The sequence below is a fragment of the Pseudomonas marvdashtae genome, from assembly GCF_014268655.2.
Lineage (GTDB): Bacteria > Pseudomonadota > Gammaproteobacteria > Pseudomonadales > Pseudomonadaceae > Aquipseudomonas > Aquipseudomonas marvdashtae.
The window spans coordinates 76209-91888 of the sequence record NZ_JABWQX020000008.1; the positions used below are offsets into that span (position 1 = coordinate 76209).

Here is a 15680-nt window from a genome sequence, read left to right on the forward strand (position 1 = left end):
TCTGCTTTTCTACCCCAGGACTTGAAGCATGCCGCAACCGTACATCTTCCGTACCGTCGATCTGGATGGCCAGACCTTGCGCACCGCGGTACGTCCCGGCAAGCCTCACTTGACGCCACTGCTGATCTTCAACGGCATCGGCGCCAACCTGGAGCTGGTGTTCCCGTTCATCGAGGCCCTGGACCCGGACCTGGAAGTGATTGCCTTCGATGTGCCTGGGGTCGGCGGCTCGTCTACACCGAGCCGGCCCTATCGCTTCCCTGGCTTGGCCAAGCTCACCGCGCGGATGCTCGATTATCTGGACTATGGGCAGGTCAACGTGATCGGCGTGTCCTGGGGCGGCGCCTTGGCCCAGCAGTTCGCCCATGATTATCCGGAACGTTGCAAGAAGTTGGTGCTCGCCGCTACGGCCGCCGGCGCGGTGATGGTGCCGGGCAAGCCGAAGGTGCTGTGGATGATGGCCAGCCCCCGGCGCTACGTTCAGCCGTCCCATGTAATGCGCATCGCCCCGTTGATCTACGGCGGCTCGTTTCGCCGCGATCCGAGCCTGGCGGCTCGTCACGCCGCCAAGGTTCGGTCGGCGGGCAAACTCGGTTATTACTGGCAGTTGTTTGCAGGCCTGGGCTGGACCAGCATCCACTGGCTGCACAAGATCCATCAGCCAACCCTGATCCTGGCCGGGGATGACGACCCGCTGATCCCATTGATCAACATGCGCATGCTGGCCTGGCGTATACCAAATTCACAGTTGCACATCATTGATGACGGCCATCTGTTCCTGATCACCCGGGCCGAGGCCGTGGCACCGATCATCATGAAGTTTCTGGAGGAAGAACGTCAGCGCGCGGTCATGCATCCGCATCCCGCGCCGCTGAGTGGCGGCTGACACCGCCGAGAGCGCCTGGCAGGAAGCCGGATCATGCAGCCACCCGAAACAGCGACTATGTTGTCTGGTTCGGTGCGTTTGTTTTTAGCCTGATGACGAAGGAGTTGACTCATGCGCGACAAACCGGCGAAGGGTTCCATGCCCGCCCCTGCCAGTTTCATCAATGCACAAAGCGCGGTCACCGGCCTGCGCGGCAGGGATCTGCTTGCCACCTTGCGCAACGTCGCCGTCCATGGCCTGCGCAATCCGGTGCACAGCGCCCGACATGCATTGCGGCTGGGCGGTCAACTGGGGCGCGTGCTGCTGGGCGAAACGCTGCACCCCACCAACCCCAACGACAAGCGCTTCGTTGATCCCACCTGGCAGCACAACCCGCTCTATCGGCGCAGCCTCCAGGCGTACCTGAGCTGGCAAAAACAGGTCAGGAGCTGGATCGACGAAAGCGACATGAGCCCGGATGATCGCGCCCGTGCCCACTTTACTTTTTCGCTGCTCAACGACGCCGTATCGCCCTCCAATACCTTGCTCAACCCCGTGGCGATCAAGGAACTGTTCAACTCTGGCGGCACCAGCCTGATTCGCGGCATCAGCCACTTGGTGGATGACCTGCTGCATAACGATGGACTGCCCCGGCAGGTCACGCCCCAGGCCTTTGAAGTCGGCAAGACCCTCGCCACTACTCCCGGCGCGGTGGTGTTTCGCAACGAGCTGCTGGAGCTGATCCAGTACAAGCCGATGAGCGAAAAGCAATACGCCAGGCCATTGTTGATCGTGCCGCCGCAGATCAACAAGTTCTACATTTTCGACCTGAGTCCTTCCAATAGCTTCGTCCAGTACGCCCTGAAAAACGGCTTGCAGGTGTTCATCATCAGCTGGCGCAATCCCGACGTGCGCCACCGCGAGTGGGGCTTGTCCAGTTACGTCGAGGCGACGGAGGAGGCGATGAATGCCTGCCGGGAGATCACCGGCGCGCGCGAGATCAACCTGATGGGCGCCTGCGCCGGAGGCATGACCATCGCCGCCTTGCAAGGTCACCTGCAGGCCAAGCGCCAACTGCGCCGGGTCGCCAGCGCCAGCTACCTGGTGAGCTTGCTGGACAGCGAGATCGAAAGCCAGGCCACGCTATTCATCGACGAACAGACCCTTGAGGCTGCCAAGCGCCGCTCTTACCAGAAAGGCATTCTCGAGGGTCGCGACATGGCCCGGGTGTTCGCCTGGATGCGCCCCAACGACCTGATCTGGACTTATTTCGTTAACAACTACCTGCTGGGCAAGGAGCCGCCGGCCTTCGATATCCTCTACTGGAACAACGACTGCACCCGACTTCCAGCCGCGTATCACGGCGACCTGCTGGATTTTTTCAAGCACAACCCGCTGACCCATCCCGGCGGCCTGGAAGTCTGCGGCACGCCTATAGACTTGCAGAAAGTCACGGTGGACAGCTTCAGCGTGGCCGGCATCAACGACCACATCACCCCTTGGGACGCGGTGTATCGCTCGACGCTGTTGCTGGGCGGCGAACGGCGCTTCGTGCTGTCCAACAGCGGCCATGTCCAAAGCATTCTCAACCCGCCCGGCAACCCCAAGGCCAACTACATCGAGAACCCGAAACTGAGCAGTGACCCTCGGGCCTGGTATTACGACGCCAAGCACATCGATGGCAGTTGGTGGCCCCAATGGCTGGGCTGGATCCAGGAACGCTCCGGTGCCCAGCGCGAAACGCAGATGGCCTTGGGCAACGTGAAATACCCACCCCTGGAAGCAGCGCCCGGAACCTATGTGCGCGTGCGCTGAGCGCCTCACTCCACGGTCGCGCTCCCGACCGTGGCACGACTTCATCACTAAGAAGACCGGATGAAAACCCGCGACCGCATCCTTGAATGTGCCCTGCAGTTATTCAACGAAAAGGGCGAGCCGAACGTCTCCACCATGGAAGTTGCCAATGAAATGGGTATTAGCCCCGGCAACCTCTATTACCACTTCCATGGAAAGGAACCACTGATACTGGGGCTGTTCGAGCGATTCCAGGCCGAGCTCGCGCCGCTGCTGGACCCACCGGCCGATGCGCAACTGGCGCCGGAGGATTACTGGCTGTTCCTGCATCTGATCGTAGAGCGCCTGGCTCAATATCGGTTTTTGTTCCAGGACCTGTCGAACCTGGCCGGGCGCCTGCCGAAACTGGCCAAGGGGATTCGCCAGTTGCTCAACGCGCTGAAGCGGACCCTGGCCTCACTGCTGGCGCAACTCAAGGCCCAGGGATTTCTGGTCAGCGATACACAGGCACTGGGGCAACTGGTGGAGCAGATCACCATGACCTTGCTGTTCTCGCTGGACTATCAACGGATCCTGGATCGCGAAGGCGAAGTTCGCCTGGTGGTCTACCAGGTCATGATGCTGGTGGCGCCGCACTTGCCGCCTGCGGTCAAGATCGCGACCGAACAGATGGCGCTGCGGTATCTGGAAGAGCACGATTGACGCCAGTGTGACGCTCCGCGCCCCAAACAGCGGAACGCAGAGCGTCCCTGGAGGCATTCCCACGCGGGAGCGTGGGAACGAGCGCCCGGCCTACATAAGCCGGGCGTTATTGCATGCCCTGGAAAATCAGGACTGACTGGTAGGCGTCGACGGAGCCGGCGCTGGAGTCGGGGTGGCCACCGGAGTCGGAGCCGAAGCGGAGTTCGCTGTGCTCGTCGGGGTTGCCGGTTTGGCGGTCGCGGTCGGCGCCTTCGGTGCGGCTGCTTTTGGCGCAGTCGCTTTTTTCACCGCTGGCTTTTTCGCCGCGGCGGGTTTGGCGGCCGGTTTCGCAGCGGCTTTTGCCGCAGGTTTGGCCGCAGCCGGTTTAGCTGCCGCAGTTTTAGCCGCTGGCTTGGCTGCTGCCTTTGCCGCGACGGGTTTGGCCGCCGCCTTGGCTGCTGGTTTGGCCGCTGCGGTTTTAGCCGCTGGCTTGGCCGCTGCTTTGGCCGCAGGTTTGGCGACGGTTTTTGCCGCTGCCTTGACCAGTGGCTTGGCTGCCGTCTTCGCCGCGGGTTTGGCCGCCGCCGTCTTGCTTGCAGTAGCCTTGGTCGCGACAGGCGTGACCTTGGCCCCGGTCAGTTTTTCGATCTGTTTGGTCAGGGTGTCGACCTTGCTGTGCAGTTCCTTGACTTCATTGCGGCTCGGCACGCCCAAGCGGGAAATCGCACTGTTCAGGCGCTTGTCGAAGGCACCTTCCAGCTCATCCCATTTACCCAGGGCTCGATCCTTCACGCCGCCGATTCTCGATTTCGCCGACTCGGCGGAGACCGTAGCCGCATCGACCTGTTTGCCGACCGCCGTCTTGGTGAGTTTTTCGGCCTTCTCGCCGTCCTTAACCAGGGACTCGAAGAGTTTGCTGCCGTCAGTGTCGATCTTCGAGTACACGCCTAAACCAGCAAGCCAGATTTTGCGGGAGTACTTTTCAATCTTCCCGGCCCACGAGCTGCCTTCTTTTTCGGTGATTTTCTTGCCAGCCATCCCGTTCTCCTTAATGTTTACGCGCGACACGTTCGAGCAATGCCGTTAGCTCATCGAGCTTAGCAGAGAGTGTCTCAACGTCATGTTTAGACGGAATGCCGATACGATTCAAGGCACTTGCAACACGCGCGTCGAACACCTTCTCGACTTTGTCGAGTTGGACTTCAACCCGGGCCTTGAAAGTGTTGACGTCGGTCTTGGCTTCAATCAGTTCGCTGTTGGCTGCTTGAAGTTTTCCGGCAATGTTCTTTTTGCCTTTTATTTCAACAACTTCACCAGCCTTGACCAACTCCTGGAAGTACTCGCTGCCTTCCTGGCCTACCTTGATATAGGCGCCCAGGCCAGCCAGCCAGATCTTGCGCGCATACGTTTTCACGTCGCTCAGCGTGGAAGATTCAATGTCGTTTTTTTTCTTCAAAATAACTTTGGCCATGGTGCACCTCACTCGAAGACAGGTGGGAGGAACTGCCCGTACAGGGTCGGACTCAGGCACAAAGTAGTGAGAATAATTAGAAAGGGCACCCTAACAAAACGGATAGACCCAAGGGAATGACGCCCTGGTGGAAGCAGGCTCGCTTGCACCAGGGCTAGTCAGGCAATTGAATTCCATATCCCAATTTACCATTGGGTTAAATCAAGCCAACGCCTTATCCAAGGCTTTTTCGATTTCCGTCTTGATCGTGCCGCTCATGGCAGACATCAACATGCCCAGTTCCACATCGACGCGGATCGAATCTTCGCCTACATGCACTTCGCCTTTGACCCCGGAGCGCTTGAGCTTCAGCGTGTCGCCCTCCCACTGGGGCTCCAGGCCATAGCTATCGGAAAGTTTCTGCGCCAACTTGTCAGCCTTTTCGCGGGCCGCTTCCTTGCCCAGGGCATGGGCACGCTCAACAGTAATACGGGCCATCTGATAACTCCTGCTTGATCGAGACTTGCCTGAACGTTCAGACCCTGCCTGCGTCAAAACGTCCTGGCCGTGGTTCATCTTACCTGCAGCCTTGCCAAGACAAAGCACTCCACCGGGATTAGAATGTCCCGCATTCTTTTTTGGTGACAGCGATATGACTGATCAGCGCAAAGGCAGCGATGCCGAACCCACCACTCACTTCGGCTTCAAGAACGTGCCGGAAAGCCAGAAGGCGGAAAAAGTCGCTGAGGTTTTCCACTCGGTAGCCGCCAAGTATGACCTGATGAACGACCTGCTCTCGGGCGGCATGCATCGCCTGTGGAAGCGCTTCGCGATCGAACTGTCGGGCGTGCGCACCGGCAATCGTGTACTGGACATCGCTGGCGGCACGGGTGACCTGACTAAAAAATTCTCCCACATCGTTGGCCCGACCGGCCATGTGGTGCTCGCCGACATCAACGAATCCATGCTCAAGGTCGGTCGCGACCGCTTGCTGGACCTGGGTGTGGCTGGCAACGTCGAGTTCGTCCAGGCCGATGCCGAGAAGCTGCCGTTCCCGGACAACCACTTCGACTGCGTCACCATCGCCTTCGGCCTGCGTAACGTCACCCATAAGGAAGACGCGCTGCGCTCCATGCTGCGCGTACTCAAGCCCGGTGGCCGGCTGCTGGTGCTGGAATTCTCCAAGCCGACCAACGCGCTGATGTCCAAGGCCTACGACGCCTACTCGTTCGCCTTCATGCCGCTGATGGGCAAGCTGATCACCAACGACGCGGAAAGCTATCGCTACCTGGCCGAATCGATCCGCATGCATCCAGACCAGGAAACGCTGAAGTCGATGATGGTCGAAGCCGGTTTCGACCGCGTGACCTACCACAACATGACCTCGGGCATCGTTGCCCTGCACCGCGGTATCAAGCCCTGATGCTGCTCACCGGCCTGCTCGCCGGCGTCGAACTCGGCATCAACCGGGTCCTGCGCCTGGACAGCACGGCGCCGATGCGCCTGGCGCACTTGAGTGGCAAGGTGATTGCCGTCGATTGTCGCAGCCCGGCGCTCAAGCTGTTTATCCTGCCCAGCGATGAAGGCCTGATGCTCGCCTCCCATTGGGAAGCCGAGGCAGACTGCACGCTCCGAGCCCCGGCGTCGAACCTGCTGGAGCTGGCGCTGAGCCAGAACAAGACCGCGGTGCTGCATGGCCCCGATGTCGAACTCGACGGCGACAGCGGTGTGCTGCTGGAGCTGGCAGCGATTCTCCAGGACCTTGAGCTGGACTGGGAATACGAGGTGTCCCGCTGGATCGGTCCGGTGGCCACCCAGTTGCTCAGCGGTCATCTGCGCAGCCGTACCCGCTGGTATCGCCAGGGCTTCGCCAGCCTGGGCCAGAATCTGAGTGAATACCTGGCCGAAGAATCGCGTACTCTCGTAGGCCAACGCGAAGCCCAGGCCCGTTTTGATGAACTGGACCAGATCAAGCTTGATCTGGAACGTCTCGAGGCGCGTTTTGAGCGCCTTTCCCGATCCCTTGAAACCAAGCGATAACGCATGAAGCTGCTTGCCGTCCGCCGTCTGTTGCGCATCCAGCGCGTCGTGATCCGCTACCGCCTCGATGACCTGCTGTTCGCCTTGCCGCTGCCCTGGTTTCTCCTGGCGCTGCGCTTCGTGTTGCCGTGGCGCTGGTTCCCACGCCGAACCCTGGAGTTGAGTCGCGGCGCACGCCTGCGCCTGGCCTTGCAGGACCTGGGCCCCATCTTCATCAAGTTCGGACAGATTCTCTCGACCCGTCGCGACCTGCTGCCCGAAGACATCGCCGACGAACTGATGCTGCTGCAAGACCGCGTACCGCCGTTCGACTCCAAGCTGTCGGTGGCGCTGATCGAAGAGCAACTGGGCAAGAAGATCAGCGAAGTCTTCAGCCGTTTCGATGTCGAGCCCCTGGCCTCGGCGTCGGTCGCCCAGGTTCACGCCGCGCAACTCAAGACGGGTGAGGAAGTGGTGGTCAAGGTGATTCGCCCGGGCCTCAAGCCGATCATCGCCCAGGACCTGGCCTGGCTGTTCATCCTTGCGCGCGCCGCCGAGCGGCTGTCGGCCGATGCGCGCCTGCTGCACCCGGTGGACGTGGTCCAGGACTACGAAAAAACCATCTTCGACGAACTCGACCTGCTGCGCGAAGCCGCCAACGCCAGCCAGTTGCGCCGTAACTTCGAAGGCTCGCCGCTGCTTTACGTCCCGCAAGTCTATTGGGACTGGTGCCGGCCGAAAGTGTTGGTGATGGAGCGCATCTACGGCATCCAGGTCACCGACCTCGCGACCCTGGCCGACCAGCGCACCGACATGAAACTGCTCGCCGAACGCGGCGTGGAGATTTTCTTCACCCAGGTGTTCCGCGACAGTTTCTTCCACGCCGACATGCACCCGGGCAACATCTTCGTCAGCACCGTGCAGCCGTGGAGTCCGCAATACATCGCCATCGACTGCGGCATCGTCGGCAGCCTCACCCCCGAGGACCAGGATTACCTGGCGCGCAATCTGTTCGCCTTCTTCAAGCGTGATTATCGCCGCGTTGCGCAGTTGCACATCGATTCTGGCTGGGTGCCGGCCGAGACCAAACTCAACGAGTTCGAAGCGGCGATCCGCACCGTGTGCGAACCGATCTTCGAAAAACCGTTAAAAGATATTTCCTTCGGCCAGGTCCTGATGCGCCTGTTCCAGACCGCGCGCCGCTTCAACATGGAAGTCCAGCCGCAACTGGTGCTCTTGCAAAAAACCCTGCTGAACATCGAAGGCCTCGGCCGCCAGCTCTACCCAGACCTGGATCTCTGGAACACCGCACAGCCGTTCCTCGAGCGCTGGATGCGCGAGCGGATGAGCCCGAAGACCTTGCTGGGCAACGTGCAGAGCCAGTTCGAACAACTTCCGCACCTGGCCAACATGACCCGCGACCTGCTCGAGCGCATGTCCCAGCCCCACGCCCACGATCCTGCTCCACCGTGGAAACGCCGTCGGGACGACTGGTTCCTGCGCCTGCTCGGCGCAGCCCACCTGGGTGGCGGCGCGGTGCTCGCGGCCGGCGGCCCACTGAGCGAACTGGGTCATTGGCCCGCCGGCATCATGGTGGCCGTGGGTTTGTATCTGGTCGTTCGCCGATAGCCATCACCGGTTCTCGCTGGCACACTGTTTCAACGCTGGGCCCGCCGATTCGAAGTGCGCGGCCCATGGTCGGAGTCGAAGATGAAAAACTGGCAGGACGAGATCAAGTGGGACGCTGACGGACTGGTTCCGGCGATCGCCCAGGATCACAAGACCGGGCGCGTGCTGATGATGGCCTGGATGAATCGCGAAGCGCTGGCACTGACCGCCGCCGAGAACCGCGCCATCTATTGGTCACGCTCCCGTGGCAAACTGTGGCGCAAGGGCGAGGAGTCCGGGCACGTACAACACTTGCACGAGATGCGCCTGGATTGCGACGGCGACGTCATCATCCTGATGGTCGAACAGGTTGGCGAAATCGCCTGCCACACCGGCCGGCAGAGCTGCTTCTATCGCGTCTTCGAGAACGGCGACTGGAAAACCGTCGACCCGGTGCTCAAGGACCCGCACGCCATCTATCCAGGACATTCCCATGAGTGACACCCTGACCCGCCTGGCCCAGGTGCTGGAAGAGCGCAAAGGCGCCGCGGCCGACAGCTCCTATGTCGCCAGCCTGTACCACAAGGGCTTGAACAAGATTCTGGAAAAGGTCGGCGAAGAATCGGTCGAGACCATCATCGCCGCCAAGGACGCCGCCATCAGCGGCGACTGCAGCGACGTGATCTACGAGACCGCCGACCTGTGGTTCCACAGCCTGGTCATGCTGGCCCAACTGGGGCAGCATCCGCAGGCCGTACTGGATGAACTGGACCGTCGCTTCGGTCTGTCCGGGCACGTCGAGAAAGCCTCGCGCCCGTCCGCCTGATCATTTTTTGAGGAGTAGCCACATGGGTATCTTTGACTGGAAACACTGGGTCGTCATTCTGGTTGTCGTGGTGTTGGTGTTCGGCACCAAGAAACTGAAAAACCTCGGCACCGATGTCGGCGAGTCGATCAAGGGCTTTCGCAAAGCCATGAACGATGACGAAAAACCGGCCGACACCACCGCCCAGGCTCAACCGGTACAGCCGGCCCAACCGGTGCATCCGCAGGCCGCCCAGCCTGTGAACGCACCGAATACCATCGACGTGCAGGCCCAGAAAGTCGAAGAGCCAACCCGCAAAGACTCGTGAGCACTGACTAATGTTTGGGATCAGCTTCACTGAACTGCTGCTCGTCGGCCTCGTCGCCCTGCTGGTACTGGGCCCCGAGCGCCTGCCGGGTGCTGCGCGCACCGCCGGTCTCTGGATCGGGCGCCTGAAGCGCAGCTTCAATGCGATCAAACAGGAAGTTGAACGTGAAATCGGTGCCGACGACATTCGTCGGCAACTGCACAACGAACACATCCTCTCGCTGGAGCAGGAAGCACGGAAGATCTTCACACCGACCCAGCAGGAACCGACGCCGGTCCAGCCCGTCGCCGAGCCGACCATTGCTCCCCAGGCACCGGCTGTCGAAGCTGCGCCAGTGGCCGCTGAACCGGCAAAACCGGTTGAACCGGCAACCACGACGACTGTGACTCCCCACGATGCTACTTTGCCGCCGCGAGCCCCATGAGCGCTATCCCTGAAAACGACCAGCCGATGCCGCTGGTATCGCACCTCACCGAGTTGCGCACCCGCCTGCTGCGTTGCGTCGCGGCGGTTTTCGTCATCTTCGCCGGGCTGTTTGCCTTCACCCAGCAGATCTATACCTTCGTCTCCACGCCGCTGCGTGAGTATTTGCCGGTAGGCGCGACGATGATCGCCACCGACGTGTCATCACCGTTCCTGACGCCGCTGAAGCTGACGATGATGGTCTCGCTGTTCCTGGCGATCCCGGTGATTCTGCATCAGATCTGGGGATTCATCGCGCCGGGCCTGTACAAGCATGAGAAACGCATCGCCGTGCCGCTGCTGGTGTCGAGCATCCTGCTGTTCTACACCGGCATGGCCTTCGCCTATTTCTTCGTGTTTCCACTGATCTTCAAGTTCTTCGCCGCCGCCACCCCGGCAGGCGTCGAGATGATGACCGACATCACCAGCTACCTGGATTTTGTCATGACGCTGTTCTTCGCCTTTGGCGTGGCGTTTGAAATCCCGGTGGCGGTGGTGCTGCTGGTGTGGATCGGCGTGGTGGACGTTGCCTACCTGAAGAAGATCCGGCCGTACGTGATCATCGGTTGCTTCGTGGTCGGCATGATCCTGACCCCGCCAGACATTTTCTCCCAGACCTTGCTGGCCGTGCCGATGTGGCTGCTGTTCGAGATCGGCATCCTGTTCGGTGGCCTGGTGCGCAAGCGCCGGGAAGAAGAGCCCGAAGACCAGCCCGTGGACGACCACAACGACCAGCCGCCAGCGACCCAAGCGTGAACCTGCTGCTGCTCGAAGAGGCCGATTTCATCGGGCCGGACCGGGTCATCTTGAGCGATCGCCGATTGACCCACATGCAGGAAGTCCACCGCAGCGCTGTCGGTGACAGCTTGCGGGTCGGGCGCATCGGCGGGCTGATGGGCACCGCCCAGGTGTTGCGCCTGGAAGCTCGCGAAGCCGAACTGCAAGTGACTCTCGACCAGCCACCGCCAGCCAAATTATCGCTGACACTGGTGCTGGCATTGCCGCGTCCGAAAATGCTCCGGCGGGTGTTCCAGACCGTTGCGACCATGGGCGTGCCGCGCGTGATCCTGGTCAACAGCTATCGCGTGGAAAAGAGTTTCTGGCAGACGCCGTTCCTGGAGCCAGAAGCCATTCGCGAGCAACTGATCCTGGGGCTGGAGCAGGCCCGGGACAGCGTGTTGCCTGAAATCATCATCGAAAAACGCTTCAAACCCTTCGTCGAGGACCGCTTGCCGGCCATCGTCGAAGGCACCCTCGGCCTGGTCGGTCACCCTGGCGATCACCCGCCCTGCCCTCGGGCACTGACGGAACCGGTCACGCTGGCGATCGGCCCCGAAGGCGGCTGGATCCCCTACGAGGTCGACCTGCTGGGCAAGGCCGGTTTGCAACCGGTGCAGCTGGGCGAGCGGATCCTGCGGGTCGAGACCGCAGTAACGGCGCTGCTCTCACGCCTGTTCTGATCTCCGTAGCTTGCTACGCTGTTACAAACTTATTTAGCTAATCTCTCCAGTTCCTCCCGAAACGTGTCGATAGAACTACCATAAAAAGCAGTTCCGCCCTTCAAGGGAGTACCGGCATGTTCCGATGGCTAGGTAACGTAGGCGTTAATCGCAAACTCGGCTTCGGTTTTGGCTTGGTACTGCTCTTGACCGTAATGATCGCCTTCACCGGCTGGACCGGCCTGCGCAAGGTGATTGCCCACGGCGACACGCTGGGACTCATCGCCAGCCTGAACGACTTGACCAAGGACCTGCGCTCCGCGCGCATGGATTACGACGCGACCCGCGGCGAGAAAGGTCCAGGTGATCTCAACGATCTGCTCGGTAAATTGGAGCCTGGGCTACAGACTGCCCGCCAATCTATCGAGCAATCGGCCGACGTGGCGCTCATCGACAAGCAACTGGCGGCTATTACCGAGTACAGGGCTGTCGTTGCCGAGTTGGTCCGCGCCACCGTAAGCCGCGAGAATGCGCGCAGCAAACTGGGCGCCAGCGCCGATAACGCCGTGGCCCGAGTCGCCAGCGTTGAAAGCGCCATACGGCAAAGCGAGAACGCCGCTCAACTCGACAGCGTGGTGAGCCTGAGCAAGGCCATCCAGCAAGCCCGCTATCAGGTTCGCGGCTACACCTACAGCGGCCGGGCCGATGCCGAGCAGCCGGCCTTGGATGCCATCGATAACGCGCTGAAAGCGCTCGGCAGCCTGCCGGCCCAACTGCCCGCTGAACACGCTGCCAACCTGCAACAGGCCAGCGAGTCGTTCAAGGCCTATCGTGCCGCGGTCAGCCAGTTCCATGAAGCCCAGGCCGCCAGCGCTGTCGCCATCAAGCGCATGTCCGACTTGGGGGTTGTGCTACGCGGGGCCAGTAGGGACATCACGCTGTCCCAAACGGAAGTGCGCGACCACGAGGCCGCCAGAGCCAACCTCTTCCTGATCTCGGCCGCCGCGTTGGCCCTGCTTTTCGGCGTGATCGCCGCCCTGGTGATCACCCGGCAGATCGTCACCCCGCTGGAGCAGACCCTCAAGGTCGCCGAACGCGTGGCGGCAGGCGACCTGACCCACAACCTCAGCTCCGAGCGCCGCGACGAACTGGGCCAACTGCAACGTGCCATGCAGAGCATGACCGTGGGCCTGCGGCACTTGATCGGCAGCATCAGCGACAGCGTCACGCAGATCGCCAGCGCCGCCGAACAGCTTTCCGCCGTCACCGAACAGACCAGCGCCGGAGTCAACAGCCAGAAAGTGGAAACCGACCAGGTCGCCACCGCCATGCACGAAATGACCGCCACGGTGCAGGAAGTGGCGCGTAATGCCGAGCAAGCGAGCGAAGCGACGGTCGCCGCGGACCAGCAGGCTCGCGAAGGCGAAAAGGTGGTTGGCGAAGCCATCGCCCAGATCGAGCGCCTGTCCAACGCGGTGGGCAATTCCACCGAAGCCATGGGCCACCTCAAACGCGAAAGCGACAAGATCGGCAGCGTCCTGGACGTGATCAAGTCCGTGGCCCAGCAAACCAACCTGCTGGCTCTCAACGCGGCCATCGAGGCGGCCCGGGCCGGTGAAGCCGGGCGTGGTTTCGCAGTGGTGGCCGACGAAGTGCGCAGCCTGGCCCAGCGCACCCAGAAGTCCACCGAAGAAATCGAGCAACTGGTCCTTGGCCTGCAGACCGGAACCGAACAGGTCGCGTCCAGCCTGGACAACAGTCGCAGCCTGACCGACAGCAGCGTCGAACTGACCCGCCGTGCCGGGAGCTCACTGGAAAACATCACCCGCACCGTCTCGGCGATCCAGTCGATGAACCAACAGATCGCCGCCGCGGCCGAGCAACAGAGCGCCGTGGCCGAAGAGATCAACCGCAGCGTCCTGAATGTTCGCGACGTGTCCGAACAGACAGCCGCTTCCAGTGAAGAAACCGCCGCTTCCAGCGCTGAACTGGCGCGGTTGGGGGGCCATTTGCAAACGCTGGTAGGACGCTTCAAGGTCTGACCAAAAGGGCGGGCATAAAACCACGAAAAAAACCCCACCGTGTCTATTTTCTACAGATCCCGCCCAAGCCGCCGATACAGTCCCCATAAAACCAATTCAACGCTCCAAGGGAGTATCAGCATGTTCCGGTGGCTTGCCCAGGGTCTGGGAAATGTAAGCGTTAATCGCAAACTCGGTGCAGGCTTCGGCCTGGTGCTGTTCCTTACCTTGATGATCGCGTTCACCGGTTGGTCCGGCCTGGGCAATGTCATCAGCCGGGGTGACAAGCTGGGGTTCATTGCCAGTCTCAACGACTTGAGCAAAGACTTGAACCTGGCCAGCATCGACTACAACACCACGCGAGGCGAGAAAGGGCCGCAACAGGTCAACGATCTGCTTGGCAGGCTCGAAGCCGGGCTGAAAACTGCTCGTGATTCGATTGAGCAGCCGGCTGATGTGGCGCTGATCGACACACAACTGGCTGCCGTTGCCGAATATAAAAGCGCCTTCGCCCAAATGACCAGCGCCACCGTCAACCGCGAAGACGCCCGCAGCAAGCTGGGCGCCAGCGCCGATAGCGCCGTGGCTCGCGTCGCCGAGGTGGAAAAAGCGCTGTTGCAGGGCGGCGACGTCACCCAATTCAACAGCGTGGTGGCCCTGAGCAAAGCGATCCAACAGGCCCGTTATCAGGTTCGCGGCTACACCTACAGCGGCAAAAACGAAGCCCAGCAGCCGGCCATCGATGCAATCACCGATGCCCTGAAACTACTGGCACGCTTGCCAGCCCAGTTGCCTGAAGAGCATGCCGATAGCCTTCAACAGGCCAACGACTCGTTCAATCTCTACCGCGCCGCAGTCGCCCAGTTCCGTGACTCGCAGATCGATAACGCCGCCGCGCAGCAGCGCATGGCTGAGCAAGGCCAAGTGCTGATCGATTCCAGCCAGAAGCTGACCGTGTCACAGACAGCCGTGCGCGACCACGACGTCGCCCAAGCCAAGATGCTGCTGGTAGTGGCGGCCGCCCTGGCCCTGCTGTTCGGCGTAATCGCCGCCCTGCTGATTACCCGACAGATCGTAGGCCCGCTGGATGAGACCTTGAAGGTGGCAGAACGCGTCGCCGCGGGCGACCTGACCCACAACCTAACCTCCGAACGCCGCGACGAACTCGGCCAACTGCAACGTGCCATGCAACGCATGACCGTAGGCTTGCGGCAGTTGATCGGCGGTATCGGTGAAGGCGTCACCCAGATCGCCAGCGCCGCTGAACAGCTCTCGGCGGTGACCGAACAGACCAGTGCCGGGGTCAACAGCCAAAAGATCGAGACCGATCAGGTCGCCACCGCCATGCATGAAATGACCGCCACGGTGCAGGAAGTGGCGCGCAACGCCGAGGAAGCCTCCGAAGCCGCCGTCGCCGCCGACCAACAGGCCCGCGAAGGCGACAAAGTCGTCGGCGAAGCCATCGCCCAGATCGAACGCCTGGCGCGGGAAGTCGGTAACTCCACCACCGCCATGGGCGATTTGAAGCGCGAAAGCGACAAGATCGGCAGCGTCCTGGACGTGATCAAGTCCGTGGCCCAGCAAACCAACCTGCTGGCCCTCAACGCCGCCATCGAAGCCGCCCGTGCCGGTGAAGCCGGACGAGGCTTCGCCGTGGTGGCCGATGAGGTCCGTAGCCTGGCCCAGCGCACTCAGAAGTCCACCGAAGAAATCGAAGAACTGATCGTCGGCCTGCAAAACGGCACCGAACAGGTCGCGACCATCATGGACAACAGCCGTAGCCTGACCGACAGCAGCGTCGAACTGACCCGCCGTGCCGGGAGCTCGCTGGAGAACATCACTCGTACGGTTTCGGCGATCCAGTCGATGAACCAGCAGATCGCTGCGGCGGCTGAGCAGCAGAGCGCGGTGGCTGAGGAGATCAACCGTAGCGTGCTGAATGTGCGTGATGTGTCGGAGCAGACGGCGTCGTCCAGTGAAGAGACTGCCGCCTCCAGTGCTGAACTGGCGCGGTTGGGGGTTCATTTGCAGACTTTGGTGGGGCGGTTTAGGGTTTGATGCCCTTTGGGGCTGCTCACTCGTGTGCATATCCATTGCTTCGGTAACGGCTGATGACGGTTCCGCTCTTACAGCGGCTCACTTTTGGGAAGCGCAAAAGTAAGCAAAACGCTTTTGCCCCACCACTCGGCACCTCGCCTAGGCTCGGTG

16 protein-coding genes and 1 pseudogene are annotated in these 15680 nt (G+C 61.4%); 14 read left to right on the forward strand and 3 right to left on the reverse strand.

The window, feature by feature from the left end; genetic code table 11:
* Positions 1-28 precede the first annotated feature (28 nt).
* The 3 genes from phaZ to HU742_RS26065 all read left to right on the forward strand — a co-directional run bounded on the left by phaZ (position 29) and on the right by HU742_RS26065 (position 3361).
* Complete coding sequence (gene phaZ, locus HU742_RS26055) at positions 29-886, forward strand: poly(3-hydroxyalkanoate) depolymerase (RefSeq protein WP_186639630.1); 858 nt, start codon at positions 29-31, stop codon at positions 884-886.
* A 111-nt stretch (positions 887-997) separates the two neighbouring features.
* Positions 998-2680 carry a class II poly(R)-hydroxyalkanoic acid synthase gene (phaC, locus tag HU742_RS26060; RefSeq protein ID WP_186644366.1) on the forward strand — a complete coding sequence of 561 codons (1683 nt, stop codon included), beginning with the start codon at positions 998-1000 and terminating at the stop codon, positions 2678-2680.
* A gap of 60 nt (positions 2681-2740) precedes the next feature.
* Positions 2741-3361 (forward strand): TetR/AcrR family transcriptional regulator, encoded by a 621-nt coding sequence (locus HU742_RS26065; protein WP_186639626.1) that lies wholly within the window; start codon positions 2741-2743, stop codon positions 3359-3361.
* A 126-nt stretch (positions 3362-3487) separates the two neighbouring features.
* Here HU742_RS26065 and HU742_RS26070 read toward each other — a convergent pair whose 3' ends face one another.
* The 3 genes from HU742_RS26070 to HU742_RS26080 all read right to left on the reverse strand — a co-directional run bounded on the left by HU742_RS26070 (position 3488) and on the right by HU742_RS26080 (position 5288).
* Entirely contained in the window at positions 3488-4378 is an 891-nt protein-coding gene (locus HU742_RS26070; protein WP_186644364.1) for a phasin family protein, read from the reverse strand.
* 10 nt (positions 4379-4388) lie between these two features.
* On the reverse strand, positions 4389-4811 hold the full coding sequence (locus tag HU742_RS26075) for a phasin family protein (RefSeq protein ID WP_186639622.1): 423 nt from the start codon (positions 4809-4811) through the stop codon (positions 4389-4391).
* A gap of 201 nt (positions 4812-5012) precedes the next feature.
* Positions 5013-5288 carry a polyhydroxyalkanoic acid system family protein gene (locus HU742_RS26080; protein WP_186639620.1) on the reverse strand — a complete coding sequence of 92 codons (276 nt, stop codon included), beginning with the start codon at positions 5286-5288 and terminating at the stop codon, positions 5013-5015.
* A 154-nt stretch (positions 5289-5442) separates the two neighbouring features.
* Between HU742_RS26080 and ubiE the strand changes: the two genes are divergently transcribed.
* From ubiE to HU742_RS26135, 11 genes and pseudogenes are all read left to right on the forward strand, one after another.
* A complete protein-coding gene (gene ubiE, locus HU742_RS26085; RefSeq protein WP_186615663.1) occupies positions 5443-6213 on the forward strand; it encodes a bifunctional demethylmenaquinone methyltransferase/2-methoxy-6-polyprenyl-1,4-benzoquinol methylase UbiE in 771 nt (256 codons plus the stop codon).
* Positions 6213-6837: pseudogene (locus tag HU742_RS26090) on the forward strand (ubiquinone biosynthesis accessory factor UbiJ). The gene ubiE and the pseudogene HU742_RS26090 overlap by 1 nt, the downstream one beginning before the upstream one ends.
* A complete protein-coding gene (gene ubiB, locus HU742_RS26095; protein WP_186615659.1) occupies positions 6834-8438 on the forward strand; it encodes a ubiquinone biosynthesis regulatory protein kinase UbiB in 1605 nt (534 codons plus the stop codon). The pseudogene HU742_RS26090 and the gene ubiB overlap by 4 nt, the downstream one beginning before the upstream one ends.
* A gap of 81 nt (positions 8439-8519) precedes the next feature.
* Complete coding sequence (gene hisI, locus HU742_RS26100; RefSeq protein ID WP_186639614.1) at positions 8520-8918, forward strand: phosphoribosyl-AMP cyclohydrolase; 399 nt, start codon at positions 8520-8522, stop codon at positions 8916-8918.
* Positions 8911-9243 (forward strand): phosphoribosyl-ATP diphosphatase, encoded by a 333-nt coding sequence (locus HU742_RS26105; RefSeq protein ID WP_003186671.1) that lies wholly within the window; start codon positions 8911-8913, stop codon positions 9241-9243. Before hisI ends, HU742_RS26105 begins: the two co-directional genes overlap by 8 nt.
* Positions 9244-9265: 22 nt before the next feature.
* Complete coding sequence (locus tag HU742_RS26110) at positions 9266-9550, forward strand: twin-arginine translocase TatA/TatE family subunit (protein ID WP_186639612.1); 285 nt, start codon at positions 9266-9268, stop codon at positions 9548-9550.
* A gap of 10 nt (positions 9551-9560) precedes the next feature.
* On the forward strand, positions 9561-9974 hold the full coding sequence (tatB, locus tag HU742_RS26115; protein WP_186639610.1) for a Sec-independent protein translocase protein TatB: 414 nt from the start codon (positions 9561-9563) through the stop codon (positions 9972-9974).
* Positions 9971-10768: a twin-arginine translocase subunit TatC gene (gene tatC / locus HU742_RS26120; protein ID WP_186644362.1), complete on the forward strand. Its 798-nt coding sequence runs from the start codon at positions 9971-9973 to the stop codon at positions 10766-10768. Before tatB ends, tatC begins: the two co-directional genes overlap by 4 nt.
* Positions 10765-11472, forward strand: coding sequence for a 16S rRNA (uracil(1498)-N(3))-methyltransferase (locus tag HU742_RS26125; protein ID WP_186644361.1), 708 nt, complete (start codon positions 10765-10767; stop codon positions 11470-11472). The genes tatC and HU742_RS26125 overlap by 4 nt, the downstream gene beginning before the upstream one ends.
* 116 nt (positions 11473-11588) lie before the next feature.
* Positions 11589-13493, forward strand: coding sequence for a methyl-accepting chemotaxis protein (locus HU742_RS26130; RefSeq protein ID WP_186644360.1), 1905 nt, complete (start codon positions 11589-11591; stop codon positions 13491-13493).
* A 120-nt stretch (positions 13494-13613) separates the two neighbouring features.
* Positions 13614-15530, forward strand: a complete 1917-nt coding sequence (locus HU742_RS26135; RefSeq protein ID WP_186644357.1) for a methyl-accepting chemotaxis protein — start codon at positions 13614-13616, stop codon at positions 15528-15530.
* Positions 15531-15680: the final 150 nt, after the last annotated feature.